Source organism: Devosia sp. YR412, assembly GCF_900110945.1.
In the GTDB taxonomy this organism is placed as follows: Bacteria; Pseudomonadota; Alphaproteobacteria; order Rhizobiales; family Devosiaceae; genus Devosia.
Window position 1 is genome coordinate 277605 of sequence record NZ_FOFL01000001.1, and the last position, 16003, is coordinate 293607.

Annotated in this window: 14 protein-coding genes; 5 read left to right on the forward strand and 9 right to left on the reverse strand. The window is 63.0% G+C overall.

What is annotated here, in order from left to right; genetic code table 11:
* Positions 1-134 precede the first annotated feature (134 nt).
* Positions 135-3266, forward strand: coding sequence for a bifunctional diguanylate cyclase/phosphodiesterase (locus tag BM045_RS01405; protein WP_092179219.1), 3132 nt, complete (start codon positions 135-137; stop codon positions 3264-3266).
* Here the strand turns inward: BM045_RS01405 and BM045_RS01410 are convergent.
* The 9 genes from BM045_RS01410 to BM045_RS01450 form a co-directional block, all read right to left on the reverse strand.
* A complete protein-coding gene (locus BM045_RS01410) occupies positions 3259-3975 on the reverse strand; it encodes an ABC transporter ATP-binding protein (protein WP_092179220.1) in 717 nt (238 codons plus the stop codon). The genes BM045_RS01405 and BM045_RS01410 overlap by 8 nt on opposite strands.
* Positions 3954-4691 (reverse strand): ABC transporter permease, encoded by a 738-nt coding sequence (locus tag BM045_RS01415; RefSeq protein ID WP_210184969.1) that lies wholly within the window; start codon positions 4689-4691, stop codon positions 3954-3956. Before BM045_RS01415 ends, BM045_RS01410 begins: the two co-directional genes overlap by 22 nt.
* A 50-nt stretch (positions 4692-4741) precedes the next feature.
* Positions 4742-5710, reverse strand: a complete 969-nt coding sequence (locus BM045_RS01420; protein WP_092179222.1) for an ABC transporter substrate-binding protein — start codon at positions 5708-5710, stop codon at positions 4742-4744.
* A 70-nt stretch (positions 5711-5780) separates the two neighbouring features.
* Positions 5781-6560 carry an SDR family NAD(P)-dependent oxidoreductase gene (locus tag BM045_RS01425; protein ID WP_092179223.1) on the reverse strand — a complete coding sequence of 260 codons (780 nt, stop codon included), beginning with the start codon at positions 6558-6560 and terminating at the stop codon, positions 5781-5783.
* Entirely contained in the window at positions 6557-7552 is a 996-nt protein-coding gene (locus BM045_RS01430; protein ID WP_092179224.1) for an ABC transporter permease, read from the reverse strand. Before BM045_RS01430 ends, BM045_RS01425 begins: the two co-directional genes overlap by 4 nt.
* A 67-nt stretch (positions 7553-7619) precedes the next feature.
* Positions 7620-8660 carry a sugar ABC transporter substrate-binding protein gene (locus BM045_RS01435; RefSeq protein WP_092179225.1) on the reverse strand — a complete coding sequence of 347 codons (1041 nt, stop codon included), beginning with the start codon at positions 8658-8660 and terminating at the stop codon, positions 7620-7622.
* Entirely contained in the window at positions 8657-9460 is an 804-nt protein-coding gene (locus BM045_RS01440; protein WP_092179226.1) for an ATP-binding cassette domain-containing protein, read from the reverse strand. The genes BM045_RS01435 and BM045_RS01440 overlap by 4 nt, the downstream gene beginning before the upstream one ends.
* On the reverse strand, positions 9457-10623 hold the full coding sequence (locus BM045_RS01445; RefSeq protein ID WP_092179227.1) for an ROK family transcriptional regulator: 1167 nt from the start codon (positions 10621-10623) through the stop codon (positions 9457-9459). Before BM045_RS01445 ends, BM045_RS01440 begins: the two co-directional genes overlap by 4 nt.
* Before the next feature lie 109 nt (positions 10624-10732).
* Entirely contained in the window at positions 10733-11470 is a 738-nt protein-coding gene (locus BM045_RS01450) for a phosphatase PAP2 family protein (RefSeq protein ID WP_092179228.1), read from the reverse strand.
* 86 nt (positions 11471-11556) lie between these two features.
* Here BM045_RS01450 and BM045_RS01455 point away from each other — a divergent pair, with 86 nt between their 5' ends.
* From BM045_RS01455 to BM045_RS01470, 4 genes are all read left to right on the forward strand, one after another.
* Entirely contained in the window at positions 11557-12483 is a 927-nt protein-coding gene (locus BM045_RS01455; RefSeq protein WP_092179229.1) for a diacylglycerol/lipid kinase family protein, read from the forward strand.
* Positions 12480-13307 carry a metallophosphoesterase family protein gene (locus tag BM045_RS01460; RefSeq protein WP_092179230.1) on the forward strand — a complete coding sequence of 276 codons (828 nt, stop codon included), beginning with the start codon at positions 12480-12482 and terminating at the stop codon, positions 13305-13307. The genes BM045_RS01455 and BM045_RS01460 overlap by 4 nt, the downstream gene beginning before the upstream one ends.
* Positions 13308-13581: 274 nt before the next feature.
* Positions 13582-14820 carry an ABC transporter substrate-binding protein gene (locus BM045_RS01465; protein ID WP_210184970.1) on the forward strand — a complete coding sequence of 413 codons (1239 nt, stop codon included), beginning with the start codon at positions 13582-13584 and terminating at the stop codon, positions 14818-14820.
* Between the two features lie 150 nt (positions 14821-14970).
* Positions 14971-16002: a carbohydrate ABC transporter permease gene (locus tag BM045_RS01470; RefSeq protein WP_092179231.1), complete on the forward strand. Its 1032-nt coding sequence runs from the start codon at positions 14971-14973 to the stop codon at positions 16000-16002.
* Position 16003 lies beyond the last annotated feature (1 nt).

The window sequence follows — 16003 nt, forward strand, 5'->3', positions numbered from 1 at the left end:
CGATTTCCCGCATAGGGTGACGCCACCACGGGGCGCAGCATGAGACCGACTATTTCTATGACATCCGGCCGAACGGTCGATTGGCTAAGCCTCATTGTGCCTAGCCATAGCTCTGCTGAGGGCCGTCGCGTCAAATGAGCAGCATCTTTTCGACGCTGTTCTATCAGCATGATCTGTGGCTGGTCGCGCTTGCGGCGCTGGTCTGCTCCGTGTCGTCCTTTGCCGGTATCGCCTTGGTGGATAGGGCGCGCCACCTCCCGGGTCCGCGCCGCGCGGTATGGATCTTTGTTGCCGCGCTCGCGGTGGGCTTTGGCATCTGGTCCACCCACTTTATTGCCATGCTGGCCTATATGCCGGGCTTTGCCATCGGCTATCAGCCACTGGGCACCCTGGCCTCGCTGCTGATCGCCATCGTCGTCAGCGGCATCGGCTTTGCCATGGCGGCCTATGGTGCGGGCAGCAGCGACCGCCTGCTCGGTGGCATCGTCGTCGGCATCGGCATCACCGCCATGCATTACACCGGCATGGGCGCACTCGAGGTCGGTGGCTCCATTCGCTGGGACATGGCACTCGTCAATCTATCGCTGCTGTTCGCGGCAGGCCTGGCCGCCGCCGCCGTCATGATCGGTGTCAACAGCTCATCGCTCAAGGTTCGTATCGGCGCATCGGCCCTGCTTACCGGCTCGATCGTCTCGCTGCATTTTACCGGCATGGGCGCGGCCGATTTGAGCAATTGCTTTGCCGTGATCGACAACGGCGCGCTATCCACGGGCTGGATGGCGATTGGCACCGCGCTCGGCAGTTCGGTCATTCTGGGTTCGGCCCTACTCGCCCTTTTGCTCGATTCAAGGGACGCTCGGCGCAGGGCGCTTGAATCGCTTCGCTTGCATAGTCTGGCCGATGCCGCTGCCGAAGGCCTAGTCATCGTCCGCGACAATCGTATCGACGGCGCCAATTCCAGCTTTGCCGCCCTGGTGGGGCTCGAACGCGAGGCCCTGCTGGGTCGTCTGGTTGGTGACTACATCGACTGCGATGCCATTGCCCATGCTCGCGCTGCCGATGGCCAATTTTATGCGACAGTGCTCAAGGCGGCGACTGGCGAAAGCATCGGCATCGAGCTGGTCAGCCGCTACGCCGAGCTGGAAAAGGGCCAGACCGAAGTGCTGGCCATTCGCGACATCCGGGAGCGTCTTGCGCAGGAGGCCGAGAACGAGCGTGCCCGCGCCGAGACCCGGCAGAGCGAAATGCGCTACGGCATGCTGGTGCAGTCGATCACCGACTACGCCATCTATATGCTGGATCCCGACGGGCTCGTCGCCAGCTGGAATGCCGGCGCGCAGCGCAACAAGGGCTATCGCGCCGACGAGATCATCGGCGAGTCCTTTGCCAAGTTTTTCAGTGCAGACGATCAGGCGGCCGGCCTGCCGGAACAGGCGCTGCGCACGGCGCGTCGTGAAGGCAAGTTCCAGACCGAGGGCTGGCGCTATCGCAAGAATGGCTCGCGCTTCTGGGCACAGGTGATGATCGAGGCCATTCGCGGCGACGACGGCAATCTGGTCGGCTTCGTCAAGATCACCCGCGACATCACTCGCCAGCACGAAGATGCCGAGCGCATTGCCGCGGGGTCGCGCAATCTCGGCCTGTCGCTGGCCCATATGAGCCAGGGTTTGGCGCTGTTTGGTGCCGACGAGCGCATCGTCGTGGCCAATCGCCGGCTCAACGAAATTCTCGATATTCCAGACCATATTTCCATCGAGGGCCTCGGCCTGCACGACCTGGCCAAGTTCCTGACCATCGGCGACAATACCGATCCCGAGAGCATCGACGCGGTCTATGCCACCCACAAGCGGCTGATTGCCGGCGAGCATGATGGCGAAATCACCCAGGAATTCTCCGGCAATCGCTCGATCCGCATCGTGCACCGGCCGGCCGGCGACGGGGCTTTCGTCTCGACCTTCGAGGACATTTCCGAGCGCAAGCAGTCCGAGCAGAAAATCCATTACATGGCCCATCATGATGGGCTGACCGGCCTGCCCAATCGCGGCAGCTTCTCCAATCACCTGCAATCGGCACTCGATCGTGTCGGCAAGGGCGCCCGCGTTGCCGTGTTGGCCATCGACCTCGACCGCTTCAAGGAAGTCAACGACCAGCTTGGTCACCAGACCGGCGACGCCGTGCTGAAGCTCTATGCCGAGCGTATTTCGCATGGCCTGCAGGACGGCGAATTCGTCTCGCGCTTTGGCGGCGATGAGTTCGCGGCTTTCAAGACCTTCCGCACAGATGCAGAGCTATTTGCCTTTATCGAGCGGCTGGAATCGGCGGTAGCCGAGCGTTACGACATCGACCGCAACGAGGTTTCCATCGGCGCCAGCATCGGCGTGGCGGTCTATCCGGACGATGCCCACACCGCCGAAAAGCTGATCAGCAATGCCGACATGGCCATGTATCGCGCCAAGCCGAACCTGACCGAACACGTCTGCTTCTATGAATCGGAAATGGACGAAGCGGCCCGTGATCGCCGCCTGATGGCACGCGAGCTCTGGGACGCCATCGATAAGGACCAGCTCTCGCTCAACTACCAGGTGCAGAAGTCGGTCCAGAGCGGCGAGATCACCGGCTATGAAGCCCTACTACGCTGGGATCATCCGACCCGCGGTCGCGTTGGGCCGGACGTCTTCATTGAGGTCGCCGAAGAATGCGGCGCCATCCTGCCGATTGGCGAATGGGTGCTGCGCCAGGCCTGCCGCGAGGCCGCAACCTGGGATGCTGGTATCAAGCTGGCGGTCAATATCTCGCCGGTGCAACTGGGCAGCGCCAACCTGATCGATGTGGTGCGGCGCGTGCTGGAATCGACCAATCTGCCGCCGGACCGTCTTGAACTGGAAGTCACCGAAAGCGCGATCATCGCCGACAAGGCGCGGGCACTGCATATGCTGCAGCAGATCAAGCAGCTCGGCGTCACCATTGCCATCGACGATTTTGGTACCGGCTATTCCTCGCTCGAAACCCTGCGCGCTTTCCCCTTCGACAAGATCAAGCTCGACCGCAGCTTCATGTCGGAAGTGGAAACCAGCCGCCAGGCCAAGGCCGTGGTGCGCGCCATTCTCGAACTGGGCCGCGGCCTCGACGTGCCAGTGCTGGCCGAAGGCGTCGAGACGATCGAACAGCTCGACTTCCTGATGCTGGAAGGCTGCGACGAGGCCCAAGGCTATTATCTGGGCCGGCCGCAGTTCATGCAGCCATTGCCGGAGCAGAAGGTCAGCTAGGCTGGCGTTCGAGCATGTGGCGATAGGCGGCAAGAACCGTCTCATCGCGCTCGGCTGGCGCTTTTGGCAAGGCAATGTCGGCGACCACGCGGGCCGGGCGGTGGTCGATCAGCAGTACGCGATCTGCCAGACGTATCGCGTCGTCGATCAGATGCGAGACGAACAGCACGGTTGGCCTTTCGGCATCGACAACATGGCGGAACAATCGGTGCATTTCGCTGACGAGGTCCCGGTCCAGCGAGACAAAGGGCTCATCGAGCAGCAGTAGCCCAGCATTGACCGCCAAGGCGCGGGCCAGCGCCACGCGCCGCTGCATGCCGCCCGACAGTTGATGCGGATAGAGCATTTCCGCATCGCCCAATTCGACACGCTCCAGCGCTGTTACGGCCTGTGCCTCGGTGCAAGCCGGCGCCGCGGCCCGGATATTATCCGCCGCCGTCAACCAAGGGAGCAGGCGTGGGTCCTGGAACACGAAACCTGGCACGGGCGCCGCAGCGGCGGCCATGCCATCCACAGTAATGCTGCCGGTGAAATGAGCGTCGATCCCGGCGATCATCCGCAGGAGCGTTGATTTGCCGACGCCCGACGGGCCAATCAGGGCCACCACGCTGGATGGCGCGATCTGCAGATGAAGTCCGGCGAACAGCGGCGCGCCGCTGCCAAACCGCTTCTCATCCACGGCAATATTCAGCCCTGGACCGGTCGCCATTTGAGGGCCCTCCGCTCCAGGGGGCGCAAAACGCCATATTCAAAGGCCAGCACGACGAGGATGAAACTGGCGGTGTAGGCCAGGATGCCGGCAATATCGAAGAACTGGAACATGATGGCGATGCGATAGCCGACGCCGCCATCGCTGCCCAGCACCTCGAACACCAGTACGATCTTCCAGATCAGCGATAGCCCGGTCCGCGCCGCAGCCAGCACAAAGGGCAGCAGCTGTGGCAGGAAGATCAGCCGCAGGCGGCGCAGGCGCGACAGGCGAAATACCCTGCCCAACTCATCGAACTCAGTCGCAAAGCTGCGCACGCCCTCGCGGACCGTGGTGACCACCAGCGGCAGCTTGTTGATGATCACCGCCAGCACTAGCGCCACTTCGGTCAGCCCGAGCCAGATATAGAGCACGATCGCGACGACGATGGCCGGCAGGTTCAGCCCGACCAGCAGCCAGCCGGAAAACAGCCGGTCGACCCAGCGTATGCGCCCAAACACAATGCCCAGCGCCGTGCCAAGCAGCATGGCCACGACAAAAGCCATGGCTACGCGCGCCAGCGTCTTGCCGAGGTCGAGCAGCAGGCGCCCCGCCGTTGCGGTGTCCCACATCTCTTGCGCCACAAGGATCGGCGACGGAAACAGGCGATGCGCGAACACCGTGGCCAGCACCTGCCAGAGCAGGAGCAACAGCGGCAGCGACAGCCATTCCAGCACGCCGGTTCGCCACTGGCGCGGTGGGGCGATCAGCGGTGCGTCGGACGTGTCTATTTGCGGTAGCCTCGCCAGAAGGTGCCGGGCGACAGCGTATCGGTGTCGCCGACCAGATCCGAACCGCCAAACTTGGCCATCAGCGCAAAGGCCTGTTCGGCAGCAGCAATATTGTCCGGGTCATATCCAGTGACGATCCCGGCCCGGTAATCGTCGCGCAGCTGGGCGAACAGCGCGTCGTCACCCTCTGCGCCCATTAGAGCCTGCAAGTCGGTCCAGGTTGCATCGTCGCCAAGCAGTGCTGCCTTGGCTTCAAACGACGCGTCGAGAAAGGCCGTGATCGCATCGGGCTTTTGCTCAGCTGTTGCATCGGAAAATGTCCATCCCAGCAGCGGCGGCTGTTCGGACACGCCAAGCGCCTTGAGCATGTCGGCAACCGAAAGCAGTTCCGTCGCACCCGCCACCTTGGCGCGGGCGTTCCACTGCCAGAAATTTAGCGCCGCATCGGCTTGGCCATTGCCCAACAGCTCATTGACCAGCGGTGGCGCACCGTAATTGGCACTCACTGCGTCGACCAGCTTTTCGCCCTTGATGCTGTTGTAATAGGCCTGCAGGATCACCCAGCTCTTGTCGACCGGCCCGCCGGCCACGGCGATCCTCTTGCCCACCAGGTCTTCGACCTCTGCAATGTCGCTGCCAGCCGGCACCATCAACCCGCCGACGGCCAGCGAATGGGGCACCATGGTCACCAGATTGCCCTGGCTGCGCTGGATACTGACCCAGACGAAATCGGAAAGGATCACATCGACGGCGCCAGCCTGCAGCGCGATCTGCCCGGCGCGGCTATCGGCCAACGGCCGGATTTCGAGAGTCAGGCCATGCCTGGCGTCGAGGTCGAGCGCCTTGATGGTCTCGATCTCCCACTGCACCGTGCCCGATTCCTGTACGCCGACCACGAGGGTTTCGGCAGCGGCGGCCGGTACGAGCAGCAGCCCGGCCAGCATCATGGTCGCAATCAGCCGCATGGATATCCGTCCCCCTCAAGCGCGTCGCCATCGTCATAGGGCGCGGCAGGCCATCCGCCAAGGGTGGTCGTCAGATGGGGCCGGTCGGCACGATGCGGAAGTCATGCCCCTCGGGCAGCAATTGCCCGCCATCCACCACGATGGTCGTGCCGGTGATATAGCTGGCCTCGTCCGAGGCCAAGAACAGGAAGGCATTGGCCACGTCGCGCACACTGCCGAGGCGGCCAAGCGGGATCGCCGCGACCATGGAGGCGATATGGGCGTCGCCGCGCTGCTCCTGGATGCCTTCGGTCAGGATATTGCCCGGCTCGACGCCGTTGACCGTGATGCCATAGGCCGAGAACTCCAGCGCAGCCGAGCGGATGAAGCCGTTGATGCCGGCCTTGGTCGCCGAATAGTGGCCATGGCCGGGGCTGGTGACATGCGGGCCGGTGATCGAGGAGGTGAAGAGGATGCGGCCGTAGCACTGCGCCCGCATTGGCGCCAGTGCCGCCTTGGCGGCATTGAAGCTGCCGCGCAGGTTGACCGCCATGACACGATCCCAGTCATCCGACGTGGTGTTCTCGATCAACTGCCAGGGATAGATACCGGCATTCTGCACAATGATGTCGAGCCTGCCGAAGGTCGAGACGGCCAGGGCCACGGCCGCCTCGGCATCGGCATATTGCGAGATGTCGGCATGGATGAAAGTCGCGCCGATTTCCGTGGCCGTGGCTTGGCCAGCCTCGGCTTCCCAGTCGGCCAGCACCACATTGGCGCCTTCCTCGATGAAGCGCAGGGCCGTGCCCTTGCCGATGCCGCGCGAGGCGCCGATGACGAGGGCGGTTCTGCCCGCAAGCCGTCCGGTCATGCCAGTTTCTTTCGAATGGTTTGCTTCAGCGTATCGAGCAGGACTGCGGCCAGCACCAGCAGGCCATGGATGACCTGGGTGTAATGCGCCGGCAGGCCCATCAGGTTGATGGCGGTATTGATGGACGAGAGGAGCAGCACGCCGGCATAGACGCCGGGCAGGGCGCCGACGCCGCCCTTGAGGCTGACGCCGCCGATCACCACGGCAGCAAAGGCGTTGAACAGCATGCCGGTGCCCAGGTTTGCCGTGGCGCCCGAGGTGCGGATGGCCAAAAGCCATCCGGCCAGCGCCGCAATGGTGCCGGAGAGGATGAAGGCGATCATCAGGACCTTGTCGACCTTGATGCCGGCGCGGAAGGCTGCGGCCTCGTTGCCGCCGATCATCAGCAGGTGACGACCGAAACGCGTCTTTGCCATCATGAAGGAAAAGCCGGCAAAGCAGAGGATGGCGATATAGGCGGTCAGCGGAATGCCGAGGAAGCGCTGGATGGCGAGGAAGCGAACTTCGTCGGCCAAGTTCTGCGCCGATCGCCCGCCCGAGGCGGCGACCACGAGCCCGCGCACCCAGATGAAGCTGGAGAGCGTGACGATGAAGGCGTTCATCTTGACCTTGACCACTAAGTAGCCGTTGAGCGCGCCGATGACGGCGCCGACGGCCATGCCGGTCAACAGTGACGCCGGCACCACCAGCCAGCCGGGCGTAAAAGTGATGCCCATGCCGATGCCCGAAGATGCGAACAGGATGCCGGTCGCCATGGCGCTCAGCGCCGCGACGGATTCTACCGACAGATCCATGTGGCCGGCAATAATGACCAGCGCCAGCCCGATGGACATGACGCCCAACACCGAGCTCTGCTCGATGATATTGGCGAAGATGCCGGGCTGGAAATAATTGGGAATGGTCGCCGAGAAAATGGCGAGCACGGCCAGCAGCATGAACCAGACGAGGTTATCGAGCACGAATTCAAGGCTGCGGCGTTGACGGGGCTGCATCGCGGTCTCTCGGGAATTGAGGGAAAGCAGGCTCCCCCCGCCGAAGCGGGAGGAGAACGCATCAGGTCTATTCGACCGAGGTCACGGCTTCGGTCGGTGGCTTGAGATTGCCCCAGAAGGCGGCGTCATCGACATTCTCGGCGGTGATGGCGGCGCCCGGGATCTTGATGGTCGGACCCCATTCCTCGACCGTCACCACTGAGGGCAGGCCCAGCACGTCATATTCGCCGGGCGCGATCTCTTCCTTGGCGACGATCTTGTCCATGAACATGGCGACCGCGGCCGCCTGGGCATAGAGCGGCTGTTCCACCTCGACCTGCATCCAGCCATCGCGGATCAGTTGCAGCGCCACTGGCGCGCCATTGGAGCTCATCACATAGACATCGCCCGGCTGCTTGCCAGCCGATTCCAGCGAGGCGACGGCTGCCACCGAAAGATGGGCGGCATGGCTGAAGACGATGTCGATATCGGGATTGGCCAAGAGCTGATCGGCAACGATCGTGCCGGCATTGCTGGCTTCCCACATCATGGCGGGCTGGCTGATGATGGTGACCTCGGGGAAGGCGGCCATCTTTTCCTCGAAGCCCTTCTGGATATCGAGCGTATAGGGATCGCCGGGGTCGCCCAGCACCTGCAATACCTTGCCTTTGACCGAACCATTCTTCTCGGTCAGCAGCTTTTCGACCTGCTCGGCGGCGACATAGCCGATCTCCACCGTGCCAGCGACCGAGGTGAAATCCGACACCGTCGAGGAAATCTGGCGATCGAATTCAATCACCGGAATGCCGGCGGCGCGGGCGGCGTCGACCGAGGGGGCCAAAGCGTTGAAATCGACCGCGGCGAGAATGATCGCCTTGGGCGCCAGCGCGATGACGTCATTCATCTGGCTCTGCTGCAGGTCGGTCTTGTTATCGGCATTGAGCGTGGTCATCTCGTAGCCGACCTGCTCGAGGAACATTTCGAGCGCCGAGACCGAGCCGGTCTGGAACTCGTCGAGCAGGGTTGGGACCATGTAATAGACGGTCCCTTTTTCCTGGGCGTAGGCGGGGTGCAGCAGGGCGGTAGAACCCGCCAGCAGGACCACGCTGTATTTCAACAACTGCCTCATATCTCGCTCCTTGAGCCGGATTGCTCTTCCCCCACGCCCGCAACCGGTCCGGCACCGGAGAGGGTTTCGCCGGTGATCATGCCGATCACTGCGTCCGCGTTTGTCTGCTTGGTCGGCACGTCTCCTGCCACCACGCCCTGGCGGATGACGACCATTCGGTCGGCCACCTGAAAGGCCTGCTGCATGATGTGGGTGATGATGACGACGCCAATGCCCTGCGCGGCGACCTGGCGGATCATCTCGAGGCCGCGCTTGGTCTGCTCGACGCCGAGCGCCGCAAAAGGCTCGTCGAGCAGCACCAGCTTGCCGCCCCAATGCACGAAACGGTTGAGCTCGATCGCCTGGCGCTGGCCGCCGGAGAGATGCTCGACCTTGGTGCGCAGCGATGGAATGCGCGTGCCGGCGCTGGCCATTGCCTTGGCGACATGGGCTTCCATGGTCGCCTCGTCGAGCACATTGATGCCCATGATCTTCTTGGTCAGCTCGCGCCCCATGAAGAAATTGGCGACGACGTCCACGTTGGTGCAGAGCGAGAGGTCCTGATAGACCGTCTCGATCCCGGCCGCTTTGGCCTCGGAGGGCGACTTCGGGCGGAAGTCGCGGCCCTCGAATTGCATGTTGCCCGAGCTCGCCTCAAGCCCGCCCGAGATGATCTTGACCAGCGTCGACTTGCCAGCGCCATTGTCACCGAGCAGCGCGATCACCTCGCCCTTGGCGATGGAAAAGGACACGCCGCGCAGCGCTTCCACCGCGCCGTAATTTTTGGTGATGTTGTCGAGGACGAGCAGAGGTTCACTCATGCGGCCATTCCATTCGAAAACGGATCGCGCTTGCGCGGACGATCGGGGGTAAGAGCGGGCTCCTGCCGCGGTGACAGCACGCCGGACACCGCCATGGCGGCGGCGCCGCGCAGCACGGACTGTTGCCCGAGCGAGGCGGTGACCCGGGGCGTCGTTCGGTCGTAGCGGCTGGAAATCGAGGTTGGGAGTTGGCCGGTGGTGGCCACCAGCGCGGTGATCAGATCGTCAGGCGCGAGGCCACCCAGCACGATAGTCTGCGGATCGAACAGGTTTTCGATGGTGCAGATGGCGCTGTGAAAGATCGGTGTGACCGCAGCCACCCATTCGGCCTGGCTCTGGCCTTCGGGGCGATTGCTGAAGCTGTCGAGCGAGAGATAGCGTTCGAGGCAGCCACGATTGCCGCAGGGGCAGGGCAGGCCGCCGGGTACGACGGGGATATGGCCGATTTCGCCGGCATTGCCCCAGGCGCCGCGCACGGGAGCGCCGTCCTGCATCATCGTGCCGCCGAGGCCGACGCCGAAATAGAGATAGTAGAACTGCGGGATGGCCGTGCCTTCGCCATAAAGGCGCACGCCGGTAGCGGCGGCCACTGTATCGGCGGCGATGAAGGCCGGCAGCTTGGTGACCTCTTCGAGCCGCGCCCGCACCGGTACGCCCGACCAGCCATCCAGTGTGGTCGGCCCGACAAAGCTCATCGCCTGCACGTCGAACGGACCCGGCATGGCAAAGCCGACGCCGAGGATACGTCCTTCTGGCCGCAGGGCGCGCATTTCCGCGACCAGTTCCTCGATCAGCGCAAAGGCCTGATTGGGGCTGGGATGGGCGCAGACACGCGCGGCGCTGCCCAGCATGTCGCCGGCCAGGTTCATCAGCGCTGCATCGACGCCCAGCGGGGTCACCGAAATGCCGATGGCATAGCCACCGTCCGGATTGAGATGCAGCGTGGTGGGCGGCAGGCCGCGGCCCTTGGGCGCTTCCTTGTTGGACAGCAGATAACCCTGCTCTTCCAGCTCGCGCACGATGGTGGAAACGGTCTGCACCGTGAGGCCGACGCGCTCGGCGATATCGCCACGCGTCGATGGGCCATTGTTGCGGACGGATTCAAGCACGATGCGCCGGTTATACGGCCGCGCCTTCTCCTGATTGGTCCCCCGCAACGCCATGTCTAGCCCCTCAGCTATGGGCAAGACTGGCAGTGCGAATTTATTATGTCAATTGGAATTCAAAAATAAGACGGGCGCTGAATTGCTATCGATTAAGCACCTGGCAGCGCTAGATTTTTGCTTCGTCAGCGGGGCGGTCGACGGTGCCGCGGCGTTGCAACAGCATTGCGGCGGTGCTGCAGAGCAGCGCCCAAGCGGCACCGAGGCACCAGCCGGCCAGCACATCGCTGGGATAGTGCACACCCATGAAAATGCGGCTCGAGCCGACAATGGCGGTCAGGAAAATGGCGAGGCCAAAGGTAAAGATTCGCAGGGCCCGCGTCGGCGCCAATTGCGCCAGCACCGCGCCTAGCGTCAGGAAGGTGACGGCTGACAGCATGGCATGGCCGCTGGGAAAGCTGGCGGTGAACTGATGCGACATGGCCGCCAGATCGGGCCGGGGCCGATTGTAGCTCATCTTCAGCACGGTGCTGAGCAGCGTGCCGCTGAGCACCGAGACGACGACCAGCAGAGCCGCGGCACGCATGCGGCTCATCAGCAGATAGGCACAGACAATAATCACGATCAGCCCGAGCAGCGAAAAGCTGCCCAGAGCGGTGATGTCGCGCACCATTTCATGCAGCCAGACCGGGCCGATCACCTGGTCGATATTGGTCGGATCGCGAAACAGCATCAGGATGGAATTGTCGAATTCCTGCATCTCGCCTTCGAGCATTTCGTCGGCAATCTGCAGGAAAGCCAGGATCAGTCCGCTGATGATGGCAATGGCCGCGAGCAGCGGCGCCTCGCCGGTGACGAAGTCCCGCACGCGGCGGACCTGGCTGGACTGACCCCATTTATGCAACATTTCGACGCTTCCTCGTTTGGCAACGCAACGTACCATCAAGCTACACGTTCCGCAGGGACCAGCCACGCGCGAGGACCGGAACGACCATGGCCGACCTGACCCACTATGTCATCCTGAACGCCAATGCCGGCACGGCCAATGCCACCGGCGTCGACGCGGCTTCATTGGCTGCACTGTTCGAGGCCAATGGCCTCAATGCCGAGATCGACGCCCGCAGCGATATCGCGCTGTCGGAGCGCCTTGCCGATGCCATGGCAAGCAACGCCCCAACAGTTGTGGCGGCCGGCGGCGACGGCACCATTACCGCGCTGGCCTCGGCCCTGGTCGATACCGACAAGAACCTCGCCATCCTGCCGCTCGGCACCGTCAATGCGCTTGCCAAGGATCTGCATGTGCCGCTTGCCCTGCCGCAGGCGGTGGCGGCGCTGGTGACCGGGGAAACTCATCGCATCGATGTCGGCGAGGTCAATGGCCGGATATTCCTGCACAAGGTCGTCGTTGGCCTGATCCCCGGTCTTGCCGCCGGCCGTGAGCACATCAGGGGGCGCTATGACGCGGGTGCCAAAATAGGCTTCCTGCGCTACATCTTCCGCCGTCTGGCCCGGGCCAAGCGCATTGCCGTTGTCATCGAAACGGAATTGGGCGAGCGACGCGTCGAACGCGTCCAGGCCATGGCGGTCGCCAGCAATTCCTATGACGAAGGGCTGGGCCAGTTCTTCTCGCGCCAGAGTCTCGATCGGGGCTCGTTGACGCTCTATGTGCTGCGGCACCTGACGCCACGGGACTTCATCCGCCTGACCACTGGCATGCTGCTGGGTCGCTGGAAAAATGATGAGGCCCTGAGCATGGAAAGCGTCAATTCCGTCACCATCGACACCCGCAAGGACCTGATCAAGGTAATGTTCGACGGCGAGGTGGAAACGCTGCACACCCCGCTCAATTTCAAGATCCGGCCCAAGGCGCTTTCGGTCATCGTGCCGGCCGTCGCCGTCGCACCGGCGGAGGCCGCATGAAAATCCTGCATATTTCCGACCTGCATTTCGGCCACCACGATCCGGCCCTGGCCGAAGGCTTTGCCGAAGACATCAATGCGCAGGCGCCTGACCTCATTGTCGCCAGTGGTGACTTCACCCAGATCGGCACTAAGGAAGAATTCGAGCAGGCGCGCGAATTTCTCGACAAGCTGACCGCGCCGGTGTTTGCCGTGCCCGGCAATCACGACGTGCCGGCGGTCAACATTTTCCGCCGCTTTTTCAATCCCTATGGCTTTTACAAGCGCTACATTTCGCCTGACCTCGAACCCTTCCTCGAAATGGATGGCGTCGTGCTGGTCGGCATGCGCACCTCGCGCCGTGCCCGCCTCGAATGGAACTGGGGCCATGGCACGATTTCCCGCGGCCAGCTGGAAGACCTCGACGAGCGCTTCGCCAAGGCCTCGCCCGATGCCGTGCGCATCATCGTCGCCCACCATCCGCTGCTCTTTCCGACGGCGCCCATGGTGCAAAAAACCAAGCGTGTGAAGCGGGCCGATGATGCGCTGGAAACTTTCGCCAGTCTCGGCGTGCGCCTCGTGCTGTCCGGGCATTTCCACCTGTCCTATGTGCGCAAGCACGAGGCCAAGTCTGCCGCTCGCGAGGGCCAGCCCATGGGTCTTAGCAAATCCACCGTGGCGCCCATCCTGATTGCTCAAGCTTCGTCGGCCATTTCCACCCGGCTGCGTGGCGAGCCCAATGCCTATAACCTGATCGACATCAATGCCGAGCGCATCTCCGTCACCGTCCGTGAATGGCGCGATGGCGCCTGGGTCACCCGCGACAAGGCGACTGAGCCGGTCTAAGCATCTCTCCAACTCCGTGTAGTTGACTCCCGGCATGACGGCGAAATAGCCTCTAAACGGCCACTCCTGCTTAACAATTCAGCAAATTGCATACGAATGCAAAAGTGTATTGCATTCGTATGCAAGTGCCCGTACCAATTGTGACGTGCGGAAAACAAAGGGCTGGCACGGGTCGGTTGAGCCAGTGACCCATCCAGCCGCGGGAGCGTAAACGACAACAGGGGATGGTCGGCGCACTATGTAGGGGAGCGCCGTTCACCGTCAGGAGAACCACATGAAGCTTATGTTGAAGACCACCGTCTCGCTGGGGGCACTGCTCCTCACCGCAGGCGCTGCCTTTGCCGCCTGCGGCATCGAGGGGACCGGTTCGGTCCGTATTCTGTCCAACGACTTCGAGGCGCTGCGTCTCGTCAACACCACGGCCGGCGAATGCGCCGCCGATGGCGTGACCGTCACTGCCAATGCCACGGCCGAGCACAAGAACCTGCAGGTTCCCGCGCTCTCGATCAGTCCGGCCGAATATACCGTTGCTGTCGTCGCCAACAATTCAATCGTGCCGCTGCTCAATGACGACCTGATCCGTCCGCTCGACGATCTGGTTGCCAAGTATGGCCAGTCGCTGCAGCCCAACCAGCTGATCAAGATCGACGGCAAGACTGTCGCCATCGCCTTCATGGGCAATGCGCAGCACCTGTTCTATCGCAAGGACCTGCTCGACAAGGCCGGCATTGCCGAGCCCAAGTCCTATGAAGACATGCTGGCCGCTGCCGAAAAGCTCAAGGCCGATGGCATCATCGCCACGCCGCTGGCCGCTTCCGACAAGCCCGGCTGGGATCTGGCTGCCGAATTCGTCAATACCTACCTCGGCACCGGCGGCGAATTCTTCGCGCCCGGCTCGGCCGAACTGGCCATCGACAATGAAAACGGCCTCAAGACGCTGGAAAACATGAAGGCGCTGACCGCCTATATGGATCCGGATTACCTGACCTTTGACGCCAATGGCATCCAGGCCGAATACAAGGCCGGCAATGTCGCCATGATGGTGCAGTGGGGCTCGCTCGCCGGTGACATGCTCAAGGGCGAAGGCGCTGCCGAAGGCGTCGTCGCCAATACCGTGATGGCCGGCGCACCGACCATCGGTGGCGGCACCACCCCGGCTGTGGCGCTCTGGTGGGATGGTTTCACCATCGCCAAGAACATCTCGGACGAAGACGCTGCCGCCTCCTTCCAGGCCATGGTGCATGGCATCAGCCCGGAAATGGTTGCCGCTAACCCGACCGTTGCCACCTGGCTGGTCGCCGGCTACGAGCCCGGCCCCAATGCCGTCGGCGTCATCGCCACTGCCAATGGTGGCGCCCGCGCCTATCCGATGCAGCCCTATATGGGCCTGCTGCACACCGCGCTTTCGGCTGAACTGGCCGAATTCATGGCCGGCAGCGAAAGCGCCGAACAGGCCCTGGCCGACGTCAAGGCTGCCTATGACACCGCCGCCAAGGAAGGCGGCTATCTCTAAGCCAGCCGCCTTTCGAGGCGGTTGACGAAGACGGAGGGGCTCGCGTGCCCTCGTTCGGGCCCCTCCACCCCTCACCTCTTGCCTTGCAGAGGTGCCGGCGGCAGCTTGCCGTCACGCTCCAATTCATTTGCCGCGTTTGGGAGGCAGTGCATGCCGCATAAGACATTCTTTGCCTTCATTCTGCCCTCGCTGATCGCGATGGTGCTGTTCATCGCCCTGCCGATCGTCTCGGTGATCGTCCAGAGCTTTCACGTCGAGCATGGTCGCGTGCTGGTCCAGGTCGAGAGCTGCCAGCCCTTCGGCGGCTGCACCACCGAGACCCGCGTCGATACCGCCGCCATGGCCGAATTGCGCGCCGAAGCGCCGATGGGCCAGTTCAACGGCTTCGGCACCTATCTCAATCGCGGTCACCTGGCGGTCAACGAGATCGGCGCCATCCTGTCCAGCAACACAGGCTTTGGCGACGTCGTCAGCCGCATCTACAACCTCCCCTTCTACAAGGCGCTGAGCTTTACGCTGGTGTTCTGCTTCGTGGTGACGCCGCTGGCCATGGCGCTGGGCTTTGCCATTGCGCTGGCGGTCAATGCCCTGCCAAAGCCTACCAAGGGGCCAGTGATCTTCTTCTCGCTGCTGCCGATGATCATCACGCCGCTGATCGGCTCGCTGATCCTCTACTGGATGATCCAACCCAATGGCATTGTCGGCGCTACGCTGCAGAACCTCTTCGACAATCCCAACCTGTCGCTGCGCCAGTCGCCCATGCTGACCTGGCTGTCGCTGCTGTTCTATGGCGTCTGGACCAATGCGCCCTTCAGCTTCGTGGTCTTCTACGCCGGTCTGCAGACAGTGCCAGGCGACACGCTGGAATCAGCGATGATTGACGGCGCCAGCCGCTGGGAGCGCATCCGCTACGTCATCATCCCGCATCTGGCGCCGCTCGCGACTTTCGTGGCGCTGGTGCAGCTGATGGACAATTTCCGCGTTTTTGAGCCGATCGTCGGCTTCTCCGCCGAAGCCAATGCCACCTCGCTGAGCTGGATGATCTTCAATGACCTCTCCGGCGATGCCCAGCTGTTCGGCTCGGCCGGCGCCACCTCGGTTCTGACCATCATCGGCGTCATCATCCTGCTCACCCCGGTGCTGATCCGCACCTGGCGCGAATTCAACCACAAGGTGGTCTGAC